This window comes from Tsukamurella strandjordii (assembly GCF_039525985.1).
GTDB classification, from domain to species: Bacteria; Actinomycetota; Actinomycetes; order Mycobacteriales; family Mycobacteriaceae; genus Tsukamurella; species Tsukamurella strandjordii.
The window spans coordinates 30,148-55,278 of record NZ_BAAAII010000016.1 but is presented as its reverse complement, the minus strand read 5'-3'; the positions used below and the strand labels follow the sequence as shown (position 1 = coordinate 55,278).

The 25,131-nt window shown below is 70.5% G+C and carries 21 protein-coding genes; 11 read left to right on the top strand and 10 right to left on the bottom strand.

Features of this window, described 5'->3' with window-relative positions; translation table 11 throughout:
- Positions 1-43 precede the first annotated feature (43 nt).
- The 4 genes from gcvT to ABD108_RS21120 are packed head-to-tail and all read right to left on the bottom strand — an operon-like array spanning position 44 to position 5,080.
- Positions 44-1,144, bottom strand: a complete 1,101-nt coding sequence (gene gcvT / locus ABD108_RS21135; RefSeq protein WP_220655857.1) for a glycine cleavage system aminomethyltransferase GcvT — start codon at positions 1,142-1,144, stop codon at positions 44-46.
- A 10-nt stretch (positions 1,145-1,154) separates the two neighbouring features.
- Complete coding sequence (locus ABD108_RS21130; protein ID WP_425579809.1) at positions 1,155-2,411, bottom strand: uracil-xanthine permease family protein; 1,257 nt, start codon at positions 2,409-2,411, stop codon at positions 1,155-1,157.
- An 18-nt stretch (positions 2,412-2,429) separates the two neighbouring features.
- A complete protein-coding gene (locus tag ABD108_RS21125; protein WP_343931311.1) occupies positions 2,430-3,767 on the bottom strand; it encodes a D-arabinono-1,4-lactone oxidase in 1,338 nt (445 codons plus the stop codon).
- Positions 3,764-5,080, bottom strand: coding sequence for an alanine racemase (locus ABD108_RS21120; protein WP_220655858.1), 1,317 nt, complete (start codon positions 5,078-5,080; stop codon positions 3,764-3,766). The genes ABD108_RS21125 and ABD108_RS21120 overlap by 4 nt, the downstream gene beginning before the upstream one ends.
- 132 nt (positions 5,081-5,212) lie before the next feature.
- Between ABD108_RS21120 and ABD108_RS21115 the strand changes: the two genes are divergently transcribed.
- The 4 genes from ABD108_RS21115 to lipB all read left to right on the top strand — a co-directional run bounded on the left by ABD108_RS21115 (position 5,213) and on the right by lipB (position 10,289).
- Positions 5,213-6,745, top strand: a complete 1,533-nt coding sequence (locus tag ABD108_RS21115; RefSeq protein WP_343931310.1) for a leucyl aminopeptidase — start codon at positions 5,213-5,215, stop codon at positions 6,743-6,745.
- A 169-nt stretch (positions 6,746-6,914) separates the two neighbouring features.
- Positions 6,915-8,666: a 2-oxoglutarate dehydrogenase, E2 component, dihydrolipoamide succinyltransferase gene (gene sucB, locus ABD108_RS21110; protein ID WP_343931309.1), complete on the top strand. Its 1,752-nt coding sequence runs from the start codon at positions 6,915-6,917 to the stop codon at positions 8,664-8,666.
- Positions 8,663-9,574, top strand: a complete 912-nt coding sequence (locus tag ABD108_RS21105) for a TIGR01777 family oxidoreductase (protein WP_343931308.1) — start codon at positions 8,663-8,665, stop codon at positions 9,572-9,574. Before sucB ends, ABD108_RS21105 begins: the two co-directional genes overlap by 4 nt.
- A 10-nt stretch (positions 9,575-9,584) precedes the next feature.
- Complete coding sequence (lipB, locus tag ABD108_RS21100) at positions 9,585-10,289, top strand: lipoyl(octanoyl) transferase LipB (protein WP_220655862.1); 705 nt, start codon at positions 9,585-9,587, stop codon at positions 10,287-10,289.
- Here lipB and ABD108_RS21095 read toward each other — a convergent pair whose 3' ends face one another.
- Entirely contained in the window at positions 10,290-10,709 is a 420-nt protein-coding gene (locus ABD108_RS21095; protein ID WP_305112138.1) for a winged helix-turn-helix transcriptional regulator, read from the bottom strand.
- A 148-nt stretch (positions 10,710-10,857) separates the two neighbouring features.
- Here ABD108_RS21095 and ABD108_RS21090 point away from each other — a divergent pair, with 148 nt between their 5' ends.
- Genes ABD108_RS21090 through ABD108_RS21080 form a run of 3 tightly spaced genes read left to right on the top strand, consistent with a single transcriptional unit; the run spans position 10,858 to position 15,776 of the window.
- On the top strand, positions 10,858-13,908 hold the full coding sequence (locus tag ABD108_RS21090; RefSeq protein WP_343931307.1) for an MMPL family transporter: 3,051 nt from the start codon (positions 10,858-10,860) through the stop codon (positions 13,906-13,908).
- A 59-nt stretch (positions 13,909-13,967) separates the two neighbouring features.
- Entirely contained in the window at positions 13,968-14,993 is a 1,026-nt protein-coding gene (lipA, locus tag ABD108_RS21085; RefSeq protein ID WP_220655864.1) for a lipoyl synthase, read from the top strand.
- A 21-nt stretch (positions 14,994-15,014) separates the two neighbouring features.
- Complete coding sequence (locus tag ABD108_RS21080) at positions 15,015-15,776, top strand: DUF4191 domain-containing protein (RefSeq protein WP_220655865.1); 762 nt, start codon at positions 15,015-15,017, stop codon at positions 15,774-15,776.
- Positions 15,777-15,794: 18 nt separating this feature from the next.
- Here ABD108_RS21080 and ABD108_RS21075 read toward each other — a convergent pair whose 3' ends face one another.
- The gene (locus ABD108_RS21075) at positions 15,795-16,277 is read right to left on the bottom strand and encodes an RDD family protein (RefSeq protein ID WP_220655866.1); all 483 of its coding nucleotides are present in this window, start codon (positions 16,275-16,277) and stop codon (positions 15,795-15,797) included.
- A gap of 190 nt (positions 16,278-16,467) precedes the next feature.
- Here ABD108_RS21075 and glnA point away from each other — a divergent pair, with 190 nt between their 5' ends.
- Both glnA and ABD108_RS21065 read left to right on the top strand, forming a co-directional pair.
- The gene (gene glnA, locus ABD108_RS21070; RefSeq protein ID WP_220655867.1) at positions 16,468-17,901 is read left to right on the top strand and encodes a type I glutamate--ammonia ligase; all 1,434 of its coding nucleotides are present in this window, start codon (positions 16,468-16,470) and stop codon (positions 17,899-17,901) included.
- Positions 17,902-18,019: 118 nt separating this feature from the next.
- Positions 18,020-18,202 carry a hypothetical protein gene (locus ABD108_RS21065; RefSeq protein WP_220655868.1) on the top strand — a complete coding sequence of 61 codons (183 nt, stop codon included), beginning with the start codon at positions 18,020-18,022 and terminating at the stop codon, positions 18,200-18,202.
- Between the two features lie 10 nt (positions 18,203-18,212).
- Here the strand turns inward: ABD108_RS21065 and ABD108_RS21060 are convergent, their stop codons facing one another.
- On the bottom strand, positions 18,213-18,746 hold the full coding sequence (locus tag ABD108_RS21060; protein ID WP_343931306.1) for a P-loop nucleotide/nucleoside kinase family protein: 534 nt from the start codon (positions 18,744-18,746) through the stop codon (positions 18,213-18,215).
- Between the two features lie 140 nt (positions 18,747-18,886).
- Between ABD108_RS21060 and ABD108_RS21055 the strand changes: the two genes are divergently transcribed.
- On the top strand, positions 18,887-19,438 hold the full coding sequence (locus ABD108_RS21055; RefSeq protein WP_343931305.1) for an FKBP-type peptidyl-prolyl cis-trans isomerase: 552 nt from the start codon (positions 18,887-18,889) through the stop codon (positions 19,436-19,438).
- Between the two features lie 79 nt (positions 19,439-19,517).
- Complete coding sequence (locus ABD108_RS21050; protein WP_343931304.1) at positions 19,518-19,994, top strand: nitroreductase family deazaflavin-dependent oxidoreductase; 477 nt, start codon at positions 19,518-19,520, stop codon at positions 19,992-19,994.
- 2 nt (positions 19,995-19,996) lie between these two features.
- On the opposite strand, the gene ABD108_RS21045 is transcribed toward ABD108_RS21050, so the two are convergent.
- The 3 genes from ABD108_RS21045 to ABD108_RS21035 all read right to left on the bottom strand — a co-directional run.
- Positions 19,997-20,935 (bottom strand): endonuclease/exonuclease/phosphatase family protein, encoded by a 939-nt coding sequence (locus ABD108_RS21045; RefSeq protein WP_343931302.1) that lies wholly within the window; start codon positions 20,933-20,935, stop codon positions 19,997-19,999.
- 54 nt (positions 20,936-20,989) lie between these two features.
- The gene (locus ABD108_RS21040; protein WP_220655873.1) at positions 20,990-24,019 is read right to left on the bottom strand and encodes a bifunctional [glutamine synthetase] adenylyltransferase/[glutamine synthetase]-adenylyl-L-tyrosine phosphorylase; all 3,030 of its coding nucleotides are present in this window, start codon (positions 24,017-24,019) and stop codon (positions 20,990-20,992) included.
- Between the two features lie 12 nt (positions 24,020-24,031).
- Positions 24,032-25,131 (bottom strand): glutamine synthetase family protein (locus tag ABD108_RS21035; RefSeq protein WP_343931301.1); only part of this gene is annotated, 1,100 nt, incomplete at its 5' end.

Sequence of the window (25,131 nt, the reverse complement as noted above, 5' to 3'; positions counted from 1 at the left end):
CGTCCAAGTATTTCCGGGGCGGCCCTCCGACTGCCCGGAGCGCCTACTTGGTGTTCGCCTCCACGAAGGGCGGCAGGGTCACCTCGCACTCGATGGCGCGGCCGCGCACGTCCACGCTCACCACGGTGCCCTTCTCGACACCGGCGTCGGAGTCGATGAGCGCCAGGGCGATTCCGGTCTTCAGCGTGGGACTGAAGGTGCCCGACGTAGTGGTCCCGATCGGCGCACCGTCGGGCCCCAGCACGGTGAGGTCGGCGCGCAGCACGCCCTTGCCGGTGGCCTTGAGGCCCCAGAGCTTGCGGGCCGGGCCCGCCTCCTTCTCGGCGAGCAGGGCGTCGCGGCCCACGAACTCGGGCTTCTTCCAGCCCACGGCCCAGCCCGCGCGGGCCTGCACCGGGGTGATGTCGACGGTGAGCTCGTGCCCGTGCAGCGGGTAGCCCATCTCGGTGCGCAGGGTGTCGCGGGCACCCAGGCCGGCGGGCTGGCCGCCGCGGGCGGTGATCTCGGGGAGCAGAGCACGGAAGACGGTCTCTGCGTCGCCCCACGCGGGGATCAGCTCGTAGCCGTGCTCACCGGTGTAGCCGGTGCGGCACACGCGCACGGGGGTGCCCCCCAGGGAGGCGTCCTCGTAGGCCATGTACTCCATCTCGGTGGGCAGGCCCACGGCCTGCAGCACCTCGGCCGACTTCGGGCCCTGCACGGCGAGCACGGCGTAGTCGCGATGCTGATCGGTGATCGTGATGCCTTCGGGGGCGCGGGCCTGCAGGTGCGCCACCACGGCCGCGGTGTTCGCGGCGTTGGGCACCAGGAAGAGCTCGTCGTCGGAGACGTAGTACACGATGAGATCGTCGATCACGCCGCCGGTCTCGTTGGTGCACAGCGTGTACTGGGCCTTGCCCGGGCGGATCTTGCCGAGGTCGGCGCTCAGCACGCGGTTGACGAACTCCGCCGCGCCGGGACCGGCGACGGTCGCCTTACCGAGGTGACTCACGTCGAAGATGCCCACGGCCTCACGGACGGCAGTGTGCTCGCCTACGGTGCCCGCGTACTTCACCGGCATCGACCAGCCGCCGAACGGCGCGAACGCCGCTCCCAGCTCCACGTGCACCGCGTTCAGGGGACCTTCGATCAGCGCGTCACTCATGCCCGGCACTCTAGTCCAGAGCCGCGCTGCCGGACCGGCCCAGCAGCCGCATTCCCTGATAGATCACGATCGCGGCCACCGAGCCGAGCGCGATGCCGGTGAAGGTGACATCGCCGATCGACCAGGTGAAATCGGCGATGCCGATGATCAGCGGCACCGCCGCGGTGAGCTGGTTGATGGGCTGACTGAAGTCGACCTGGGCCTGCACCCAGATCCGCACGCCGAGGATGCCGACGAGGCCGTAGAGCGCCGTGGTGATGCCGCCGAGTACGCCGGGCGGGATGGACGCGATCACCGCGCCCACCTTCGGCGACAGGCCCAGCAGGATCGCGGCGGTGCCCGCGATCCAGTAGGCGGCGGTCGAGTACACGCGGGTCGCGGCCATCACCCCGATGTTCTCCGCGTATGTCGTGGTGGCCGAGCCTCCGCCCGCGCCGGCCAGCACCGTCGCCAGGCCGTCGGAGGCGATGGCGCGCCCCATCAGCGGGTCGTAGTCCTGGCCCGTCATCTGCGCGACCGACCGCACGTGCCCCACGTTCTCGGCGACCAGGACGAGCACCACGGGCAGGAACATGGGCAGCACGGCCCAGTGGAACGACGGTGCGTGGAACTCCGGGAAGCCGACCCACGACGCCGCGGAGACCTTCGAGAAGTCGACCTCGTCGCGGAACCACGCGACCAGGTACCCGATCAGCACGGAGGTGAAGATCGCGAGCCGGCCGAGCATGCCCTTGAACAGGGCGAGAGAGAGGATCAGGCACACCAGTGTGATGGTGGCGGTGATGGCGGCCTTCTCGTAGTTCGCCTTCGCCGCGGGTGCCAGGTTCAGTCCGATCAGCGCGACGATCGCGCCGGTCACCACCGGCGGCATCAGCTTCTCGATCCACGCGGTTCCCACGAAGTGCACCACGCCGCCCACCAGGACGAGCAGGACGCCCACGGCCACGATGCCGCCGAGTGCGCTGCCGGTGCCCTGGGAGGCGGTGGCCGCGGTGATCGGCGAGATCACGGCGAAGCTCGATCCCAGGTAGCTGGGCAGTCGGTTGCCGGTGATCACCAGGAACAGCAGCGTCCCGATGCCGGAGAACAGCAGGGTGGTGGCGGGCGGGAAGCCCGTGAGCACCGGAACCAGGAAGGTGGAACCGAACATCGCCACCACGTGCTGCACACCGATGCCGAGGGTCTTCGGCCAGCTCAGGCGTTCGCCGGGGCCCACCACATCGGAGCCCTCCACCGGCGTCCACCTGAACTGCTCGCGCATCGTCATGCGCAGCATCCTGACAGGTCAGGCTCCGAGCACCGCGTCCAGGTAGTCGTTGACGAAGACGTGATCGGGGTCGAGTTCCTCACGCACGGCGAGGAAGTCGTCGAAGCGCGGATAGGCCTCGCGGAAGAACTCGGCGGTGCGGGTGTGCATCTTGCCCCAGTGCGGCCTGCCGCCGTGGTCGATCATGATCCGCTCGACCTCGGCGAAGTAGTCGTCCTGCGGGTCGCGCACGTAGCGGTGCGCGGCGATGTAGCCGGATTCGCGGCCACTCGCGGTGGACAGCAGCAGATCGTCGGCCGCTGCCACGCGCACCTCGATGGGGAAGGTGATGTTCCAGTCCCGCTGCGCGATGGTCGATTTCAGCGCCTCGAATGCAGCCGTGGTGTTCTCCAGCGGCACCGCCCACTCGGTCTCGCGGAACCGCACCGAGCGATCGGTGGCGAAGACGTTCGTGGAGTAGTCGGTCACGGTGCGGTTGCCCATCAGCCCCGAGGCGAGGGTCACCAGCCGCGGCGTCAACGACGGGACCGCCCGCCCCAGTTCGCACATCCCCAGGAGCGCACCGGTGCCCACCAGCCGGTCGTCCACGAAGCGGCGCACCGGGTTGAGCGGTGTGCGCTTGTGGTCACCGGGGTGCCGAGTGGTGGTCTTGGTCACCGCGACCTCGGTGCCGGGGAACCAGAAGAACTCGAAATGGTCCGCGGTGCGCACCGTGTCGAGGAAGCCCTCGGTGGTCTGGGCCAGCGGGGCGCTGCCCTCCACCGACTCCAGCACGAACCGGTCGACGCACTGCAGGGTCACCTCCACCAGCACGCCGAGGGCGCCGAGGCCCAGCGCCACCGCCTTGAGCCGCGGATCGTCCTCGCCGATCTTGATGACGGCGCCGGTACCGCTGACCAGCGTGGCCCCCACCACCTGGGTGGCTATGCCGCCGAATTCCAGTCCGGTGCCGTGGGTTCCGGTGGAGATGGCGCCGGCGATGGTCTGCTTGTCGATATCTCCGAGGTTCGGCATGGCCAGCCCGTAGGGCTCCAGCAACGTCGGCACGTCGTAGAGCCGGGTGCCCGCGCGCAGCGTCACCCGCTTGCGCTCGACGTCCACGGTCTCCAGGCCGCCCTGATGGTCGGGGGCCAGGGCCACATCGCGCGGGGCGGCGACCGCCGTGAACGAGTGTCCGGCGCCCACGGCCTTGACCTTGTTCCCGCGCTCGCGGGCGCGCTCGATGGTCTTGACCACGTTCTCGATGGTCCCCGGACGCGAGACGTAGGACGGGTACGCCGAGGCGGTGCGCCCCCAGTTCCGCCACTCCCCCGGCTTGCCGGTCAGCTCGTCGAATCCCGGAATCCAGTTGTTCACAGGAAGCACCTTCCCTCGCCGCGATAGGTCGGCACCTGCGCGACCACGGCACCGTCGGACAGCACAGCGATCTGCTGCGCGTGTTCGGCCGGTTCCCCGGCCTTGGTGTGGCGGAACCATACTCGGTCGCCGAGGGAGATCCGCCGGGCACGGGGCCCCTGCACCGGCGTCTGCACCTCACCGGCGCCCTCACGCCCCGTCAGTTCGAGACCGGCGGGCCACACCGGGACGGGGAGGCGATCGCTTCCGGCAGCGCCGGAGGCGATCCAGCCGCCGCCGTGGCAGGTCACGGTGTCCGGTGCCGGGCGCCGCACCACGGCGAGACCGAAGGCCATCGCGGGCGCGGGCCGGAAGTGGGAGTAACCGTCGAACAGGTGCGGCCCGTACAGGCCGCTTCCCGCGGCGATGTCGCTGATGTTGGGGTCGCTCGCGTTCAGTTCGAGCGAGCCGGTGCCGCCACCGTTGACGAACTCCAGGTCGGCGATGCGACGCAGGTCGGTGAGGATGTCCAGGCGCCGCGCCACCAGTTCGTCCCAGGAGGCGCGCTGCATGGTGCGCAGCAGCGCGGCGGCCCCGGGCCGGCGGATGCTGAGATCGCCCACGCCGGCGATCTGCGCGTCGTAGGTCATCGCGCCCACGAGCCGGAAGCCCTTGCGCCCGGACACCGTGACGGCGAGCGCGGAGGCCTCGGCGCGGGTCCGGACCGGGGACCGCAGCGCGCCGATCACGCCCAGCACGGGTGCGCGGAACGAGGCGTCGATGTCGATGCACACCCGCAGATCGGGCCGACGGCTCGGCGGTACGGCCGCGTCCACCAGGTCGAGCTGCTCCGGATCGTCGATCATGAGGGTCACGCGGGAGGCGGCCTGCTCATCGGCGGCGAGCGCGGCGATGGCTCCGAGGTCGGCGCTCGGATACCCGACCAGCACGTCGGGGCAGCCCGGCCGGTCGGCACCGTCGTGCGCGAGGCCGTCGGCCGCCAGCCAGTGCGCCTCGGCCACGTCGTAGGCGAGGACACCGGCATAGCCGGGCACGCGGAGCAGGGCGTCCAGGATCGGCCGCGACCGCACCGACTTCGAGGCCACCCGGATCGGGGTGCCGCCCGCGCGGCGGCGCATATCGGCAACGTTGTGCCGCAGGGCATCGAGGTCGGCTGCCAGGATCGGGGCATCGAGCGCCTGCGTGCCCGCGTCGATGGTGGCCCAGTAGGCCGCGGGGTCGGTCTCCCACGGCCGCTCGGTGGTCGAGGGCGGCGCGCCCAGGTCCAGATCGGCCGCGCCGGTCGTGGTCTCCCCCGTGCCGTTCGCTGTCATGAGCACCGATCGTACGTGCGGGGCATCCGGTGCGCGCCCGGCGCGACCATCCGCGAGCCGTCCACCGCCCGTGTCCCAGGCGTAGCATCCGTACCGGCACACACCCCCGCCGTCCCGACGAGAGGAATCCCCTTGAGCACCCCCTTCACCGGCCCCGAGTTCTCGGTCACCCACGATCCGGCGGCTCCCGCCGACGCACTGGTCGTCGGCGTCTTCTCCGGCGACGCGGGGATCACGGTGGATGCCGGTGTGCCCGAGGCGGCGCGCGGCCCCATCGCCGAGGCGCTCGCCGTGGTGGGTGCGAAGGGCAAGGCCGGCGAGGCGGTACGGGTGCCCGCTCCGGCGGGCGCGGGACTCGGTGCGGCGACGGTCCTCGGCGTCGGCCTGGGCGCGGCGCCCGCCGACGGTGACCGCGTCACTGCGGAGACGGTGCGGCGGGCCGCCGGCGTGGCGGGTCGCGCCCTCGACGGTGTCGCGACCGCGGTCACCACCCTGTCCACGCTGGATCTCGCGGCCACGGTCGAGGGCGCCTACCTGGGCTCCTACCGGTTCGCCGAGTTCCGGAACACGTCGGCGCCCAAGGAGGCCCCGCTCGGCGCGCTCGCGCTGGTCACCACGGCCGGGTCGGAGGCCGTCTCCGAGGAGGCCCGCGACACCGTCGAGCAGGCCCGGCGCACCGCCGCCGCGGTGGCACTGGCCCGCGATTTCGTCAACACGCCGCCGAACGTGCTCTCGCCGGTCGAATTCGCCGACCGGGCGCAGCGGCTGGGCGCCGAGGCGGGCCTGCAGGTGGAGGTCTTCGACGAGAAGTACCTGGCCGATAACGGCTACGGCGGCATCGTCGGTGTGGGACAGGGCAGCTCGCGCCCGCCGCGCCTGGTGCGGCTGCGTCACGTCTCCGGGGTCGACGGTGCCAAGCACGTCGCGCTGGTGGGTAAGGGCATCACCTTCGACACCGGCGGCATCTCGATCAAGCCCGCCGCGGGCATGGAACAGATGACCTCGGACATGGGCGGCGCGGCGGCCGTGATCGCCACGGTGATCCTGGCGGCGCAGTTGAACCTCGGAGTGGACGTGACCGCCACCGTGCCGATGGCCGAGAACATGCCCTCGGACACCGCGCAGCGGCCCGGCGATGTGCTCACCCAGTACCCCGGCGCCGGGAAGGGCGGCATCACCGTGGAGGTGATCAACACCGACGCCGAGGGACGCCTGATCCTCGCCGACGCCATGGTGCGAGCCTGCGAGGACGGCCCCGATTACCTGATCGACACCGCCACCCTGACCGGCGCGCAGATGGTGGCGCTGGGCACCCGCACCCCGGGCGTGATGGGCACCGACGACTTCCGCGATCGCGTGGCCGCGCTGTCGCAGGCGGAGGGCGAGAACGGCTGGGCCATGCCCTTCCCCGAGGAACTGCGCGCCGATCTGAACTCGCGCGTCGCCGATCTGGCGAACGTCAGCCCCCACCGGTGGGGCGGAATGCTCACCGCCGGTGTCTACCTCAAGGAGTTCGTGGCCGACGGCGTGCAGTGGGCGCACATCGACGTGGCGGGCCCGGCGTTCAACACCGGCGCTCCGTGGGGCTACATCGGCAAGGGTGGCACGGGCGTACCGGTCCGCACGATGCTCGCCGTGCTGCGTGACATCGCACAACGAGGCTGACCGGCGGGGCTGACCGGCGCGGTCCTTCGGTTACCGACGAGTAGGCCCCCAACCGCCGCGCAGAACATGCGGCTGAGGGTAGGGTTTGGAGTCGGCGGAGGCCACCAGCCGAAGCCCACGTTCAGTTGCTCGGATCACAGCAGATAACAACTTCGAGGAGTCAGAGGACATGGCCTTCTCCGTCCAGATGCCGGCACTCGGCGAGAGCGTCACCGAGGGCACCGTCACCCGGTGGCTCAAGCAGGAGGGCGACACCGTCACCGTCGACGAGCCCTTGCTCGAGGTCTCGACCGACAAGGTCGATACCGAGATCCCCGCGCCGGCGTCCGGTGTGCTGCTGAAGATCCTGGCGCAGGAGGACGACGTCGTCGAGGTCGGCGGCGATCTCGCGCAGATCGGCGAGGCCGGCGAGCAGGCCTCCGCGCCCGCCGCGGATCCGGCTCCGGCTGCCGAGGCTCCCGCTGCACCGGCCGAGCCCGAGCCCGCCCCGGCTCCCGCCGCCGCAGCTCCCGCGGCACCGGCCGCCGCGCCCGCCGCACCGTCGGCCCCCGCGTCCGGCACCGAGGTGACCATGCCCGAACTGGGCGAGTCCGTCACCGAGGGCACCGTGACCCGCTGGCTCAAGGGCATCGGCGACGAGGTCGCGGTCGACGAGCCGCTGCTCGAGGTGTCCACCGACAAGGTCGATACCGAGATCCCCTCGCCCGTCGCCGGCACCCTGCTGGAGATCAAGGCCAACGAGGACGACGTGATCGCCGTCGGCGGCGTGCTCGCCATCGTCGGTTCGGGTGCGCCCGCCGCGGCGTCGGCACCGTCGGCGCCCGCACCGGCTCCCGAGCCCGCCGCTCCGGCACCGGCTCCTGAGCCCACCCCGGCTCCCGCCGCACCGGCACCCGCGGCGCCTGCTCCGGCTGCTCCCGCTCCGGCCGCCCCCGCTCCGGCTGCTGCGGCACCCGCCGCCGCATCGGATTCGACCCCGTACGTCACCCCGCTGGTGCGCAAGCTCGCCGCGGAGAACGGCGTCGATCTCAACGCGGTCAAGGGCACCGGCGTCGGTGGCCGCATCCGCAAGCAGGACGTGCTCGCCGCCGCCGAGGCCTCGAAGGCCCCGGCCGCGCCCGCCGCCTCGTCCGCACCGGCCGCCGCCGCGCCGGCGGCACCGTCGGCCCCGAAGGGCGTGCGCCCCGAGCTGGCCGAGCTCCGCGGCACCACGCAGAAGACCAACCGGATCCGCCAGATCACGGCGAAGGTCACTCGCGATTCGCTGCAGCAGTCCGCTCAGCTCACGCAGGTCTTCGAGGTGGACTTCAGCAAGATCGTGGCGCTGCGCACCCAGGCGAAGGCCAGCTTCGCGGCGAAGGAGGGCGTGAACCTCACGTACCTGCCGTTCATCGCCAAGGCCGTCATCGAGGCGCTCAAGGTGCACCCGAACGTCAACGCGTCGATCAGCGACGATTTCAAGGAGATCACCTACCACGGTGTGGTGAACCTGGGCATCGCCGTCGATACCCCGCAGGGCCTGCTGTCGCCGGTGATCAAGAACGCCGACGATCTCTCGCTGGCCGGCCTGGCCCGCGCGATCGCCGACATCGCCGAGCGCACCCGCAACAGCGGTCTCAAGCCGGACGAGCTGTCGGGTGGCACCTTCACGCTCACCAACATCGGTAGCGAGGGCGCGCTCTTCGACACTCCGATCCTGGTGCCGCCGCAGGCGGCGATGCTGGGCACCGGTGCGATCGTCAAGCGCCCCGTCGTGGTGAAGGACGCCGCGGGCACCGAGTCCATCGGCATCCACCCGATGGCCTTCCTGCCGCTCACCTACGATCACCGCCTCATCGACGGTGCCGACGCCGGTCGCTTCCTGACCACCGTCAAGCACCGCCTCGAGGAAGGCGCCTTCGAGGCCGATCTCGGGCTGTGACCAGGGTCGCCATCGCCGGGTCGTCGGGGCTCATCGGCAGCGCGCTGTCGGGCGCCCTGACCCGGCGCGGCGACACCGTCGTCCCCCTGGTGCGTGACGGGACCCCGTCGCGCCCAGGCGGTCTCACCTGGTCGCCCACCGGACCGGCACCCGACCTGTCCGGCTTCGACGCGGTGATCAACCTGTGCGGCGAGTCCGTGTCGGGCAAGCGCTGGACCGGTGCGGTCAAACAGGAACTGAGGGATTCGCGGATCGAGCCGGCGGCCACGCTGGCCGAGGCCGTGGTCGCCGCCGGCGTTCCCGCGTACCTGGTGGCGAGCGCCGTGGGGATCTACGGCGATGCGGGCGAGACCGACTGCATCGACGCGCCCGGCGGTACCGCATCCGGAACCGGCTTCCTCGCCGACCTGTGCATCGAATGGGAGGCCGCCGCGGCGCCCGCCCGTGCGGCGGGTGCGGCCGTGGCTCACCTGCGGTACGGGCAGGTGCTCTCCAACGCGGGCGGCATGCTCGCCGCGCTGCGCCGCGTGTACCGACTGGGCCTGGGCGGACGGCTCGGCAGCGGCCACCAGTGGATCTCCTGGATCGTCCGCGAGGACGCCACCCGCGCCGCGCTGCACGTGCTCGACGGTGCGCTGGCCGGCACGATCAGCGGCCCCGTCAACATCACCGGGCCCGCCCCCTCCCGGCAGCAGGCCTTCAGCGAGGCCCTGGGGCGCGAGGTCAGCCGGCCCGCCCGCTGGGTGGTCCCTCGGTTCGCGCTGCGCGCCACCGCCGGTGAGTTCGCCGAGGAGGGCCTGCTCGCCTCGCAGCGGGCGGTGCCCCGAGTGCTGCACGACACCGGATTCCGATTCGCGCATACTGCGCTTCCGGCGGCACTCGCCGTGGCGCTCGCCGACGGGGCGTAGCGTCGAGGCCATGCCGCACCGCTCCGCCCGCGCCGCCAGGACCGACCTCGTCGTCGAGGACCTCGGCACCATCGGCTACCAGGAGGCCTTCGACCTCCAGCACGATCTCGCGAACCAGCGGGCGGACGAGGAGATCAGCGACCGCCTGCTGCTCTTGGAGCACCCGCCCACGTTCACGGCGGGCCGCCGCACGGAGCCGCAGGACCGTCCCACCGACGGCAGCACGGTGATCGATGTGGACCGCGGCGGCAAGATCACCTGGCACGGTCCCGGGCAGCTGGTGGGCTACCCGATCATCAAGCTGGCCTCCCCCGTCGACGTGGTCGACTACGTGCGGCGCATCGAGCAGGCGTTGATCGAGGTGTGTCGCGGCCTCGGGCTCACGGTGGGCCGGGTCGAGGGACGCTCGGGCGTGTGGTTCCCGGCCGACGGTGCGCGGCCCGAGCGCAAGGTGGGCGCCATCGGCATCCGCGTGGCGCGCGGTGTCACGCTGCACGGCTTTGCCCTCAACTGCAACAACAACCTCGGCGGCTTCGACGCGATCATCCCGTGCGGTATCCCCGATGCCGGTGTCACCACGCTCAGCGCCGAACTCGGCCGCGATGTCGGCGTCGGCGAGGTGCGTGACGCCGTGGTCGACGCGGTGACCCGCGCCCTGAACGGCGACCTCGCCGTCGCCGACGAGAACCTGCACGCCACGGCCGATCAGGCCTGATCAGCGTCGGTCGGAGGGGCGGTCCTCCGCCACCGTACGGGCCCAGGTGTGCGCCCACAGTTCCAGCGGTCCCAGCGCCAGCAGGAGTGCGCGGCCCTGATTGGTGAGCCGGTAGGCACCACCGGGCACCTGCGTGACGATGCGGGCGGCCAGCAACTCGGTGAGGCGCTGCGACAGCGTGCTCGACGAGATGCCGTCGATCGCGGTGCGCAGATCCGAGAACCGCGAGCGCCCGAACCGCAGCTCCCACACGATGCGCAGCGTGTAGCGGCGGCCGAACAGATCGAGCGCGGCCATCATCGGCCGGCCGGTCTCCGATCCGCGGACCCTGCGGCCGGGAAGCGGTTCGAGGGCGTCGTCGTCGATCACCTCGTCGTTGTGATCCACATCACTCCCCTCGTCGGATTGGTCGAACGTCACGCTCCACACCTTGTTGTACCCCAAATAGGGTTGGGCTAGCGTCCTCAGCAACCAAGTCTAGTTCGAAATTTGGACCAAGTCCGGGCCGTGTCCCGAGACATTCCTCTCACCGGGTCCGATATTCGAAGGACTCAGCCGGGAGGCCAGCGTGACCGATCAGCAGAGCAGAACCTCGTTCACCACGCGACTCGGGCGGTGGTGCGTACGGCACGCGGCCTGGGTCCTGCTGTTCTGGGTGGGCCTCGCCGGGGTGCTCAACGTGGCGATCCCCCAGCTGGAGGTCACCGTCCACAAGCACTCGGCGCCGTTCATCCCCGGCGACCTGCCCGGAGTCGACGGACTGCGCGCTATGGCCGACGAGTTCGGCACCCCCTCGTCCACCGCGCAGGGCAACGTGATCGTCGCGGCGCAGGACAGGATCGGCCCGGCGCAGGAGGCCTACTACCGCGCGCTCACGACCGCGCTGGAGGCCGACAAGGAGCACGTCGCCTACGTGATCGACACCTTCGGCAAACCGGCCGCCCGCGAGGTGGGGCTGAGCCCCGACGGCAAGGCCATCAACCTGCTCGTCGCCGAGGTCGGCGACATCGGTTCCACCCGAGCGCAATCGAGCACCGAGGCGATCCGCACCACGATCGACTCCATCCCCGCGCCGCCGGGCACCACCGTCGAATTCACCGGCACCGCGCCCACCCTCTCCGATCTGTTCACCGCGATCGACTCGTCCCTGCTGGTGATCACCGCGGTCTCGGTGGTGCTGATCATGACGCTGCTGCTGATCACCTACCGCTCGGTGGGCGCAGCACTCGTGCCCCTGCTCACCATCGGCCTCTCGCTCGCCGTGGCCCGGCCGATCGTCTCGCTGCTCGGCGAGCACGAGGTGATCCCGGTGTCCAACTTCTCCATCGCGATCATGACCGCGATGGTGCTCGGCGCCGCCACCGATTACGCGATCTTCGCCGTCGCCGGGTTCCACGAGGCCCGCCGCTCCGGCCTGCCGCCCGACGAGGCCGCAGTCGCGGCGTCCACCCGGGTGGGCCGGATCATCGTGGCCTCCGCGCTCACCATCGCGGTCGCCAGCGGCGCCATGATCTTCTGCAAGGTGGGCATCTTCGTCACCGCGGGCCTGCCGACCACCATCTCGATCATCGTCACCTGCCTGATCGCCCTCACCCTGCCGCCCGCGCTGCTGCGCTACTTCGGCGCCTGGGGGTGGGTGGAGCCGCGAGCGAGCACCGAGAAGCGCTGGCGCCGCACCGGCGCCCGGGTGATGCGCCGGGCCGTGCCGCTGTCGGCCGCCGCCCTGGTGGTGCTGCTGGCGGCCGCCGCCGTGCTGCCCACCATGGTGATCGGTTTCGACGAGAACCGGATGCAGCTGCGCGCCACCGACTCCCGCAACGGCTACGAGACGGTCATGGAGCACTGGGGCGTGAACGAGGCGGTCCCGGAATTCCTGCTGATCCGCTCCGATCACGACATGCGCAACACCAACGACCTCGCGGCGCTGGAGGCGGTCGCGATCGGGGTGTCGAACCTGCCGCAGGTGGCGTACGTCCGGTCCATCACCCGGCCCGACGGTGAGCCCATTCCCGAATCCGCGGTCGGATACCAGACCAAGGTGGTCGCCGATGGACTCGGCGATGCCAACCGCCAGCTCACGGAGGCCTCGCCACAGCTCAAGGCGCTCGCGGCCGGAGTCGATCAGCTCAACGCCGGTGCCGGCGAGGCCTCCCGCCGGGTGCCCGAGCTCGTGGACGGCACCCGCCGCGTGACCGGTCTCGCCACCGGAGTGCTCGACGCGCTCAGCTCCGCCCAGCGCGCGCTGGCCACCGCGACGGGGAACTCCGTCGATGTGGCGCAGGCGACGGCGCTGCTGCGGTCCGCCGTGAACACGCTGACCGTCGCCACCGATGCGGTGCGCGCGGCCCAGCAGCAGACCGCCTCCGCCACAGCGGGAATCGCCACCGTCTTCGGCCCGCTGGTCGGCCCGATCAGCCCGGCGTGCTCCGCCGACGCGAACTGCCGCGCCGCACACGACGCCTTCGTCCAGCTCGACCGCGCCACCGCCGGTGGCGCGTCCACCGCGGTGCGCGCCGCGACCGCCGTCGTGCCGCTCCCCGCCGGTTCCACCGACCGCGCCGCCACCGCCCTGAGCCAGGCCGACGACGCGCTGACCAAGCTGCAGGGGCTGATCAGCGGGCTCGGCGGGCTCAGCCCGGAGCAGCTCAAAGCACAGCTGGGACAGCTCACATCCGGCGTCGACCAGCTGGCCTCCGGCCTGCAGCAGCTGAGCACCGGACTGGGGCAGGTGAAGACGGGCACCGATCAGGTCGTCGAGATGACGGGCCGGCTGCAGGACGGCCTGTCCACCGCGACGGACTACCTCGGCGGGCTCAGCGCCGGTACCGCAGCGGGGCCCGGCCGCGGCTTCTACCTGCCCGCGCAGGGCCTGCAGTCGGATCGCTTCGTGGACGGTTCGCGGGTGCTGATGTCGCCCGACGGCCGCTCGGCCCGCATGCTCGTGGTGTGGGGCATCAACCCGTACTCCGACGAGGCCCTCAACACCGCGGCGTCGATCCCGGCCGCGGCGCAGGCCGCGGCGAAGGGCACGGTGCTGGAGGCGTCCACGATGGACGGCTTCGGCCTCGCCTCCATCTCCTCGCAGATGCGCGATCAGGTGCTGCGCGACTTCCTGTTGTTCGGCCTCGTGGCGGTGATCGGCGTCTTCCTGGTCCTGCTGGTGCTGCTGCGCTCGGTGATCGCACCCCTGCTCATGGTGGGCACCGTCGTCCTGTCCTTCGGCGCGGCCGCCGGCGCCTCCGTCCTGCTGTGGCAGCACGGGCTCGGCATCCCCGTCGACTGGTCGGTGCTCCCGATCTCGTTCATGGCGCTGGTCGCCGTGGGCGCCGACTACAGCATGTTGTTCGCCGACCGGATCCGGGAAGAGGCCGCGGGCAATTCCACGGTGCGCGGCGTGCTCCGCGCCTTCGGCACCACGGGCAGCGTGATCACCACCGCCGGACTGGTTTTCGCGATCACCATGTTCGCGCTCATGAGCGGCAGCGTGATCAATCTGCTGCAGATCGGGTCCACCGTCGGCATCGGGCTGCTGCTCGACATCGTGGTGGTGCGCACCGTCTTCGTGCCCGCCGCGATCACCGCCCTGGGCGACCGGATCTGGTGGCCGAGCAAACCCTGAACGGGCGGCGCCACGAGGCGTGACCCGCGACACCGTGGGGCCGGACGGGGCGGTGTAGCATGGACGAGGTGAGTACCCCGGACACCCCCCGCAAGCTACTCCGTCTTGAGGTCCGTAACGCGCAGACGCCGATCGAGCGGAAGCCGAACTGGATCCGCACCCGCGCCAAGATGGGTCCCGAGTTCACCGAGCTGAAGGGCCTCGTCAAACGCGAGGGCCTGCACACGGTGTGCGAGGAGGCGGGCTGCCCCAACATCTACGAATGCTGGGAAGACCGGGAGGCCACCTTCCTGATCGGCGGCGAGCAGTGCACCCGCCGCTGCGACTTCTGCCAGATCGACACCGGCAAGCCCGCCGAGCTCGACCGCGATGAGCCGCGCCGCGTCGCCGAGTCGGTGCAGGCGATGGGCCTGCGCTACTCCACGATCACCGGCGTCGCCCGCGACGATCTGCCCGACGAGGGCGTGTGGCTGTACGCCGAGACGGTGCGCCAGATCCACGCGCTGAACCCGAACACCGGTGTGGAGAACCTGATCCCCGATTTCCACGCCAAGCCCGAGCTGTTGGCCGAGGTCTTCGAATCGCGTCCCGAGGTGCTCGCGCACAACCTGGAGACGGTGCCCCGGATCTTCAAGCGCATCCGGCCCGCCTTCCGGTACGAGCGCTCGCTGGACGTGATCCGTCAGGCCCGCGATTTCGGCCTGGTCACCAAGTCGAACCTGATCCTCGGCATGGGCGAGACCCCCGAGGAGGTCACCTCGGCCATGCAGGACCTGCACGATGCGGGCTGCGACATCATCACCATCACCCAGTACCTGCGTCCCTCGCCGCGGCACCACCCCGTGGAGCGGTGGGTCAAGCCCGAGGAGTTCGTCGAGCACACGCAGGCCGCCGAGGAGATGGGCTTCGCCGGTGTGATGGCCGGACCGCTGGTCCGCTCGTCGTACCGCGCCGGAAAGCTGTACGCGAAGGCGATGGCGCACCACGGCCGTCCCATCCCGGAGAACATGGCGCACCTGACCGCGGAGGGCGATGCGGCCCAGGAGGCCACCTCGGTGTTGAGCCGTATGGCCGCCGCCAAGTAGCCGCGCCGTAAACTGACTCCCATGGCAAAGGACAACGCAGCCGCAGACAAGCTCAAGGCAGCCAAGGCCGAGGCGAAGAAGGCCCGCCGGGCCGCCTCGAAGGAGCGCCGCAAGCAGATGTGGCAGGCGTTCCAGATGCAGCGCAAGGAGGACAAGGCCCTCCTGCCGATCATGATCGGCATCTTCTTCGCAGCGATCGTCGCCTCGGTGGTGATCGGCTACTTCTTCGGCAACTGGTGGATGTTCCTCATCCTGGGCATCCTGTTCGGTGCCCTGGGCGCGTTCATCACCTTCACCCGCCGCCTCGAGCGCAGCGTGTACGCCAAGAACGAGGGACAGGTGGGCGCCGCCGGCTGGGCGCTGGAGAACATGCGCGGCTCGTGGCGCGTGAACCAGGCCGTGGCCCGCACCACCCACGCCGATGCCGTGCACCGCGTGATCGGCAAGCCGGGCATCATCCTGATCGCCGAGGGCAACGAGGGTCGGGTCCGCGGCCTGATGGCGCAGGAGAAGAAGAAGACGGCGCGCGTCGTGGGCCAGACCCCGATCTACGAGTTCGTGGTGGGTCCCGACGAGGGCCAGGTCCCGCTGCGCAAGCTGCAGAAGACGCTGAACAAGCTGCCCTCGAACATCAACGGCAAGAAGATGGACGAGCTGGAGGGCCGCCTCGCGGCACTGTCGAACCGCAGTGGCGGCGCGCAGCTGCCCCGCGGTCCCCTGCCGCAGGGCGCCAAGATGCGCAGCGTGCAGCGCACCGTCCGGCGCAAGACCGGCTCGAACTAGCGAACGACGGCGACCGCGCTACCGGGTCCGCACCACGACGGTGCCGGTGGCGCGGTCCTGCATTCCGCGGCCGTCCACGTCCTGGATCAGCGGCGGCACCAGGAAGACGATCAGCGCATTGCGGCCGAGCGCGCGCAGCAGCCCCACCCGCATGGCCGGGTCTTCGATCCGGGCCACCCGCAGGCCGGCGAAGTACTGGCCCGGGGTGAAGCCGAACAGCGTCACCGCGAGCACGCCCACCACGAACCAGATGCCCAGCGCGCTGGTGTCGAAGGCTGTGGGCTCGCCGCCGAAGACCTTCGACGGTCCGGCGATCGCGAGCGCGATCAGTGCCGAGGGCACCCAGTCGAGCATCAGCGCGAGCACGCGGCGGCCGGTGGGCGCGAGCGATCCGGCACCGTCGCGCGGGAGGCCGAGGCCCGCGCCCCGGTACTCGCCGTGTGCGCCCTCGGGCAGCGCCGCGGAGGCGCCGGACAGCCATGATCCCGTTTCTCGACCCATGCCTCCAGGGTACGGCCAAGCAGGTGATGGGCGATTTCGCGGTCCCAACAGATGTGTAACACCGATGAAACATTCCGTTAGTTCGCGGGCAACACCGCGTCCATAGCGTCAATTCTCGTAACCTCGGTGACAGGGCGAGACGGTGAGCCGGCCCGCTTCCGCCATCGGACGACGAAGGAGCCAGTAACAGGTGTTCACTACCAAAGAGGAACTTCTCGACTACCTGAAGAAGGAGAACGTCGAGTACGTCGACATCCGCTTCTGCGATCTGCCGGGCACGATGCAGCACTTCAGCATCCCCGCCTCGGCGTTCGATGAGAGCGTCTTCGAGGACGGTCTGGCCTTCGACGGCTCGTCGATCCGCGGCTTCCAGTCGATCGATGAATCCGACATGATGCTGCTCCCCGACGTCACCACGGCGCGCATCGATCCCTTCCGCGCGGCGAAGACCCTGAACATCTCGTTCTTCGTCCACGACCCGTTCACCCGTGAGGCCTACAGCCGCGACCCGCGCAACATCGCGCGGAAGGCGGAGGAGTACCTCAAGAGCACCGGCATCGCCGACACCTGCTTCTTCGGTGCCGAGGCCGAGTTCTACATCTTCGACTCGGTCTCGTACGACTCGACGATCAACGGCTCGTTCTACGAGGTCGACTCGATCTCGGGTTCGTGGAACACCGGCCGTTCGGTCGAGGAGGACGGCTCGCCGAACCTCGGCTACAAGGTCAAGACCAAGGGCGGCTACTTCCCCGTGGCGCCGTACGACCACTACGTGGACCTGCGCGACAAGATCTCGACGAACCTGCAGAACGCCGGCTTCACGCTGGAGCGCGGCCACCACGAGGTGGGCACCGGCGGCCAGGCCGAGATCAACTACAAGTTCGACACGCTGCTGCACGCGGCCGACGATGTCCAGCTGTTCAAGTACATCGTGAAGAACACCGCGTGGCAGGAGGGCAAGACCGTCACGTTCATGCCGAAGCCGCTGTTCGGTGACAACGGCTCGGGCATGCACGCCCACCAGTCGCTGTGGAAGGACGGCAAGCCGCTGTTCTACGACGAGGCCGGCTACGGCGGCCTGTCGGACCTGGCGCGCTGGTACATCGGCGGCATCCTGCACCACGCCCCGTCGCTGCTCGCGTTCACCAACCCGACGATCAACTCGTACAAGCGCCTGGTGCCGGGCTACGAGGCCCCGATCAACCTGGTGTACAGCCAGCGCAACCGTTCGGCGTGTGTCCGTATCCCGATCACGGGCAACAACCCCAAGGCCAAGCGCATCGAGTTCCGTTGCCCCGACTCGTCGGGCAACCCGTACCTGGCCTTCGCCGCCATGATGATGGCGGGCCTGGACGGCATCAAGAACAAGATCGAGCCGCACGCTCCGGTCGACAAGGACCTCTACGAGCTGCCGCCCGAGGAGGCCAAGGGCATCCCGCAGGCCCCGACGCAGCTCGCGGACGTGATCGATCGTCTCGAGGAGGACCACGAGTACCTCACCGCCGGTGGCGTGTTCACCGAGGATCTGATCGAGACCTGGATCGCCTACAAGCGTGAGCAGGAGATCGCTCCGGTGAACCTGCGCCCGCACCCGTACGAGTTCCAGCTGTACTACGACGTGTAAATCGTCGAACTGAACGACCGGTCGGCCCCGTACCTGGCATCAGGTGCGGGGCCGACCTGCGTTTCGGAGCCCCGCGGCGATCCGGCGGTATCGTCGGAACGGACCGAAGGAGGCCACGATGTTCGAGGCGAAGCTGAAGCGCGACGAGGTGATCGACCGCATCGGTTCGGGTGACCGGCCGAAGCCGCGGGTGAGTACGACGCTCCCCAACGGTCAGCAGCTCATCATCCCGACCGTCGAGAAGAGTCGGCAGCACGACGACCCCAAGGACTCCGGCGGCACGCGCCCGGAGCCGTCCTGATCTGAGTCGCTCACTCGCTTCGGCTGCCTGATTCCACGGCGGCGAGCACCTGGTCGGCGAGCGCGGCCGGGCTCGACCGGTCGGACCGCAGGATCATCGTCGCGCCGGACTGACGGGCCGCCGCCCCGGGATCGAGGCGTTCGATCGCCCAGCTCGCGGCGTCGGGTCCGAATCCGGCGTCCACGGCGCGCGCCCGTAGCCGTTCGCGCAGCACCTCGGGGTCGGTGTCGAGGAAGACGTGCAGCACCGGCTCCCCCGCGGCCGCGAGGCCGTCCAGGATCTCGTCACGATAGGCGTCGCGCAGAAGCGACATCGGCACGATCAGAGTCTCGGCGTGGTGCCGCCGCAGCGATAACGCCGTCGCCACCACGAGCTCACGCCAACTCGGCAGGTCCTGGAAGTCGGAATTGCGGGGCAGCCACCGCCACAGCATCGTGCCCACGTCCTCGGGGTCGTAGACCACCGCATCGGGCAGCCTGCGGTGCAGTTCCTCCGCCAGCGTCGTCTTCCCCGCCCCGAATCCGCCGTTGATCCAGATGATCACGCCTTCCAAGGTAACGGTGGCGGCCTCGGGGCGTGAACACGCGACGGTCACCGATCGCCGCCCGCATCCTCCCCGGAACACGGATCGACCGCCGGATCCCCTTCCGCTACACGCTGTCCTGGACCCGGTAGGTTGGCCCCATGCATGCGTCCCGCCTCCTGACCACCGTCACCGTCGCCACCCTCGCCGCCGCCACCCTCACGGCGTGCGGTTCGGGTCCGAAGTCGGAGGCCACCTGCCCGTCCGGCTCGCCCGGGACGTCGACCGCCCCGGACTGGCGCTACCAGGGCGCCAAGGGCTCGCTCGAGGTCACCGGCCCCACCGATGCCAACGCCCCGCGCATCACGGTCACCACGCCGTTCGAGGTGGCGCAGACGCACGTGCAGACCTTCGCCCCGCGCGGCGACGGCGCCGAGGTGAGCGAGAAGTCCACCGTCTCGGTCTGCTACATGGGCGTCAACGGCCGCGACGGCAAGGTCTTCGACAGCAGCTACGACCGCGGCACGCCCGCCGAGTTCTCCCTCGACGGCGTGATCCCGGGCTTCAAGAAGGCCCTGGAGGGCCAGAAGGTCGGTTCGACGGTGGGCGTGGCCGTCGCCCCCGCGGACGGCTACCCGGAGGGCCAGCCGGCGGCCGGCATCCAGGCGGGCGACACCCTGATCTTCGTGCTGAAGATCCTGTCGGCGAAGTAGCCCGATCTCGGGGATAGTCCCGATGTGCGGGCGGCGCCCCGCGGCCACACTGGAGGCACCGTCGAATCCAGGAGGCCTCGTGCGCACACTGCTCATCACCCTGGGAGCCCTCGCGCTCCTGCCGATCGCCGCGGTCGCCACCATCGTGCTCGGCATGCGCTACAACGTGCGCCCGATCCTCGATGCCGTGCGCCGGTTCAACCGCGCCGTCACCAACCCGCGTGCCCTCGGCTACGCGGAGAACGAGGAGTCGACGCGCACCGTGGTCCGGCATGTGGGCCGCAGGAGCGGCAAGGCCTACGAGACCCCGGTCGACGCCTTCGACACCGGCCGCGACACGCTGCTGGTCGCGCTGCCCTACGGCCCGGACACCGACTGGGTGCGCAACATCACCGCGGCGGGTGGCGCCGATGTGCTGCGCCGGGGCCGCGAGTTCACGGTGACGGCGCCGCGCGTGGTGGCCACCGCCGAGGTGGTGGACGAGCTGCCTGCCTCGCTGCGCCGCACCCTGCGGCTGTTCAACGTGGAGAACTGCCTGCAGCTGCGCGTCGCCTGAGCTCAGCCCACCGTGGCGAGCAGCGCCTTGTGGTCGGCCCCCGGGATCTCGTGCCTGGTCACCTCGGAGGCGCCGAGCCCGCGCAGGAGCACGTGATCGATCCCGACCATCGGCGGGTAGGGCTTGTCCGTGGGGTAGGTGGGCAGCCATCCGGCGCCCGCGAGGATCCCCGCGTCCTGGTAGCCGCCGGTCAGCAGTCGGCGGAACTGCACGTGATCGTACGTGGCGTTGTAATCGCCCAGCGCGATCACGGGCCGGCCCGCGGGAACGCCCTGCAGCAGCGACCCGATCTGCCGCAGTTCGCGGTCCCAGGTCTCGGGCTGCAGCGGCGGCACGGGATGCAGGGCGAACAGCTGCACCTCGCCGCGCCCCGGGACCGTGGCCACGGCGGTGATCCCCTCCAGGGTGAATCCCGGGATCGACGCCGAGCTGGTCAGGGGGTAGCGGCTGTACAGTCCCGTGCCGTCGGCCATCTCGACGGGCCGCACGAAGCCGTTCGGCAGGTCGGTCGCGATCGTGGACGCCGCGATCCGCTGCGCCGCCGCGGGCGTGAGCTCCTCGACGGCGAGCACGTCGACCCGCTTGTCCCGCACCAACTTCGCGAGGGCGTCGACATCGCCGGCGCCGACCTGCAGGTTCGAGGTGAGCACGGTGATCACCCGGTCCACGGGCGGGCCATCGGCCCGGTACAGCGGCGATTGCACCCACAGGCCGGCCGCCACCACCGCGCAGACGAGCACCAGCCGCAGCCACGCCCGGATCGCCATGAGGCACACCAGCGCCAGCACCGCGGTGGCCACGAACAGCACCGGTGAGACGGCGGTCGCGGCGAGCGTCGCGTCCCGCGAGCCCGGCCAGAAGTGCAGCGCCAGTGCCACGATCGCGACGATCAGGGCCGCGGTGCCCACGATGCTCGCCACCGGGCGCAGGACGATTCTCATGCGGCCATTGTGCCCGGCGCCGGCGCAGCGGACGGGAGCCGCAGGTCGTGGCGGCTATTCGCCCCAGAACACGCGGTCGACCACGGCGCGGGCGCGGCGCGTGGTGCGCAGGTAGTCCTCGAGGAAGTCGAGCGAACTCCCCCGCCAGCCCGCCACGTAGGCGACGTTGGACAGGACGGCACCCGGGCCCGGCAGCTGATCGACGGGCTTGCCACGCACCAGGAAGAGGGCGTTGCGGGCGCGGGTCGCGGTGAGCCAGGCGTCGCGGAGCAGTTCCACATCGGCCTCGGGGAGCAGCTCGTGCGAGCCGATCGCATCGAGAGATTCCAGCGTCGAGGTGTTCTGCAGCGCCGGAACGTCACTCGCGTAGCGCAACTGCTCGAGCTGCACCGTCCACTCGACGTCCGAGAGGCCGCCGCGCCCGAGTTTGGTGTGCGTGGCGGGGTCGGCGCCGCGGGGCAACCGCTCCGAATCCACCCGCGCCTTGATGCGTCGCAGTTCCTTGACGGTGTCGGGCGAGACGCCTCCCGCCGGGTACCGGGTCTCGTCCACCATGTGCAGGAATTCGAGCGACAACGATTCGTCGCCGGCCACGTGCGTGGCCCGCAACAGCGCCTGCACCTCCCAGTGCTGGGCCCACTGCGCGTAGTAGGCGCGGTACGCGGCCAGGGTGCGCACGACCGGTCCGTTGCGGCCCTCGGGGCGCAGCCCGGTGTCCACCTCCAGCCCCGGATCCACCGACGGTGCGCCGAGCCGAGTACGGACGGCGTCCGCCACCTGGTTCGCCCAGCGCACGGCGTCGGCCTCGTCGGCGCCGTACACCGGATCGCACACGAACAGCACGTCGGCGTCGGAGCCGTAGCCGATCTCGTGGCCGCCGAGGCGTCCCATGCCGATCACCGCGATCCGCGCCGGCGCACCGGGCGGCGCGTCCCGGCCGCTGGATTCCCGTTCGGCGATGGTGCTGGCGATCTCGGAGACCAGGGCCGCATCGAGGGCGGCGGCCCACACCGACGACAGTGCGGTGCACACTTCCGGCACCGTGAGCATGCCGAGGATGTCGGCCGAGGCCACGCGCGCGATCTCGCTGCGGCGCATGGCGCGGGCCACGGCGATGGCCCGGTCCCGGTGCGGCGCACGACTGACCGCGGCGAGCATCCCGTTGTAGACCTCCTGCGGCGAGGTCTCGGTGAGTTTCGGGCCGGTGGCACCGTCGGCGTACAGCCGGATCACTTCCGGCGACCGGGCGAGGAGTTCGGCGACGAAGGTCGACGATCCCAGCACCGTCATCAATCGCTGCGCCACCACCGATTCGTCGCGCAGCACCCGCAGGTACCACTCCACATCGCGCAGGTCCTCCGAGAGCTTGCGGTAGTTCAGCAGGCCGGCGTCGGGATTCGGTGTCTCGCTGAGCCATTCGAGGAGGGTGGGCAGCAGGATGGTCTGGATCCTGCCACGGCGGGAGGAATCCGCCATCGCTTTGAGGTGCGCGAGGGCGTTCCCGGCCTGGCGGAAGCCGAGTGCGCCGAGCCGGGAGATGATGGCGTCGTCCGACAGCCGCATGGCATCGGAGTCGAGGTGCGCGATCGAATCCAGCAGCGGCCGGTAGAACAGCTTGGTGTGCAGCCGCCGCACCCGGGCGGACTGCCGCTTGAGTTCGGCACGCAGCACGCCGGTGGCGTCGCGGTCACCGTCGGGACGGATGTGCGCGGCGCGCGCGAGCCAGCGCCAGGCCTCCTCGTGATCGGCGGGCGGCAGCAGGTGGGTGCGCTCCATCCGCCGCAGCTGGAGGCGGTGTTCCAGCAGCCTCAGGAACTCGTACGAGGCGGTGAAGTTGGCGCCGTCCTCCCGTCCCACGTAGCCGCCGGCGGTGAGGGCGGAGAGCGCGGAGACGGTGCTCAGTTCCCGCAGCGATTCATCGGTGCGGCCGTGCACGAGTTGCAGGAGCTGCACGGCGAACTCCACGTCCCGCAGGCCGCCGCGTCCCAATTTCAGTTCCCGCTCGCGCAGGTCCGGGGCGATGTTCTCCTCCACCCGGCGGCGCATCTCCTGCACCTCGGGCACGAAGTCCTCACGCTGGCTGGCGTCCCACACCATCGGGCTGAGCGCCGCGATGTAGTCGTGGCCCAGTCGCAGATCGCCCGTCTGCGGGCGCGCTTTGAGCAGCGCCTGGAACTCCCAGGTCTTGGCCCACCGCTTGTAGTACGCCACATGGGAATCCAGTGTGCGGGTGAGGCTGCCGTTCTTGCCCTCGGGGCGCAGGCCCGCGTCCACGTCGAAGAAGGCCGCCGAGCCGATCCGCATCATCTCGCCGGCCAACCGCGCGCTCGCCGAATCGGCGGGCTCGGCCACGAAGATCACGTCCACATCGGACACGTAGTTCAGTTCTCGCGCACCGCACTTGCCCATGGCGATCACCGCGAGCCTGCCCTCGGGATCGGAGTCGGGGAAGGTGGTGGCCACCGCCACGGACAGCGCGGCCGTCAGGGCCGCATCGGCCAGGTCCGCCAGGTGCGCACCGACGAGCGGGAAGGGCAGGGTCGGCTCGTTCTCCACGAGTTCCGCGAGGTCCCGGGCGGCGAGCACCATGATCAGGTCGCGGTAGGCGTCGCGCAGCTTCGAGATCGCCTCTCCCCCGGTGATCGCCGCGCGGTAGAGCAGATCGTCGTCGGGGCGGCCGGGCACCTTCACTGCGTCCACCGAGGCCAGCATCGCGTCGATCACCTCGTCGCGGCTCTTCAGCGGCGCGGTATCGGTCAGCAGCCGCCAGGACGACGGATTGCTGATCAGATGGTCGCCGAGCGCATCGGAGGCACCGAGGAGACCGAACAGCCGGCCGCGGAAGGTGGTGTCGGACAGGATGAGTCCCGCGATCTCCTCCCACTCCTCGCCGACCGCCTCGCGCAGCCGTACCAGCGCACGCAGGGTCCAATCGGGATCGGCGGCGCGGGACAGTGCCCACAGCACGTCACTGCAGGCGGAGTTCGCCCACCCGAGCAGGCGGAGGTTGTCCTCCGCATTGGGGTCGAGCAGTCCCAGCCGACCGGCACTCGGTCGGCGCACCTCGCGATTGGTCGGCGGCACCGTCGCCCCCGCCTACAGCGAGAGGTAGCGGTTGAGTTCGAACGGGGTGACCACCGACCGGTAGTCGTTCCACTCCGACCACTTGTTGCGCAGGAAGTACTCGAAGACGTGCTCCCCCAGGGTCTCCGCGACCAGCTCGCTCTTCTCCATGAGCACCAGGGCGTCATCGAGGGCGGTGGGCAGGTCGCGGAATCCCATGGAGCGGCGCTCGCGCGCCGTCATCTGCCGCACATCGTCCTCGGCGGCCTCGGGCAGCTCGTACCCGCCCTTGACGCCCTCGAGTCCGGCCGCGCAGAGCACGGCGAAGGCGAGGTACGGGTTGCACGCCGAATCGGGCGAGCGCACCTCGATGCGGCGGCTGCTGGACTTGTTGGGGGTGTACAGCGGCACCCGCACCATCGCCGACCGGTTCGCGGCGCCCCAGGTGGCCGCGGTGGGCGCCTCATCGCCGGTCACCAGGCGCTTGTAGGAGTTCACCCACTGGTTGGTGACGGCGGAGATCTCGGGGGCGTGATGCAGGATGCCCGCGATGAAGGCCTTGCCGGTGGCCGACAGCTGTAGCTCGTCGTCGGGGTCGTGGAAGGCATTGGAATCGCCCTCGAACAGGCTCATGTGGGTGTGCATGCCCGAGCCGGGGTGGTCGCTGAAGGGCTTGGGCATGAAGGAGGCCTTCACGCCGCCGGCCATCGCGACTTCCTTGACCAGATAGCGGAAGGTCATCACGTTGTCGGCCATGGACAGTGCGTCCGCGTACCGCAGGTCGATCTCCTGCTGGCCGGGGCCCGCCTCGTGGTGGCTGAATTCGACGGAGATGCCCATGGCTTCGAGCGCCTCGATCGCGGCGCGCCGGAAGTTGGGGGCGGTCTCGTGCACGGCCTGATCGAAGTAGCCGCCGTTGTCGGCGGGGATCGGATTGCCGTGCGGGTCGAGTTCCTTCTTCATCAGATAGAACTCGATCTCGGGGTGCACGTAGCAGGAGAATCCGAGGTCGGCGGCGCGGTTGAGCTGGCGCCGCAGGACGTGCCGGGAGTCGCCCCACGACGGCGTACCGTCGGGCATCGCGATGTCGCAGAACATGCGCACGGAGTGCATCTCGCCGTCGTTGCCCACCC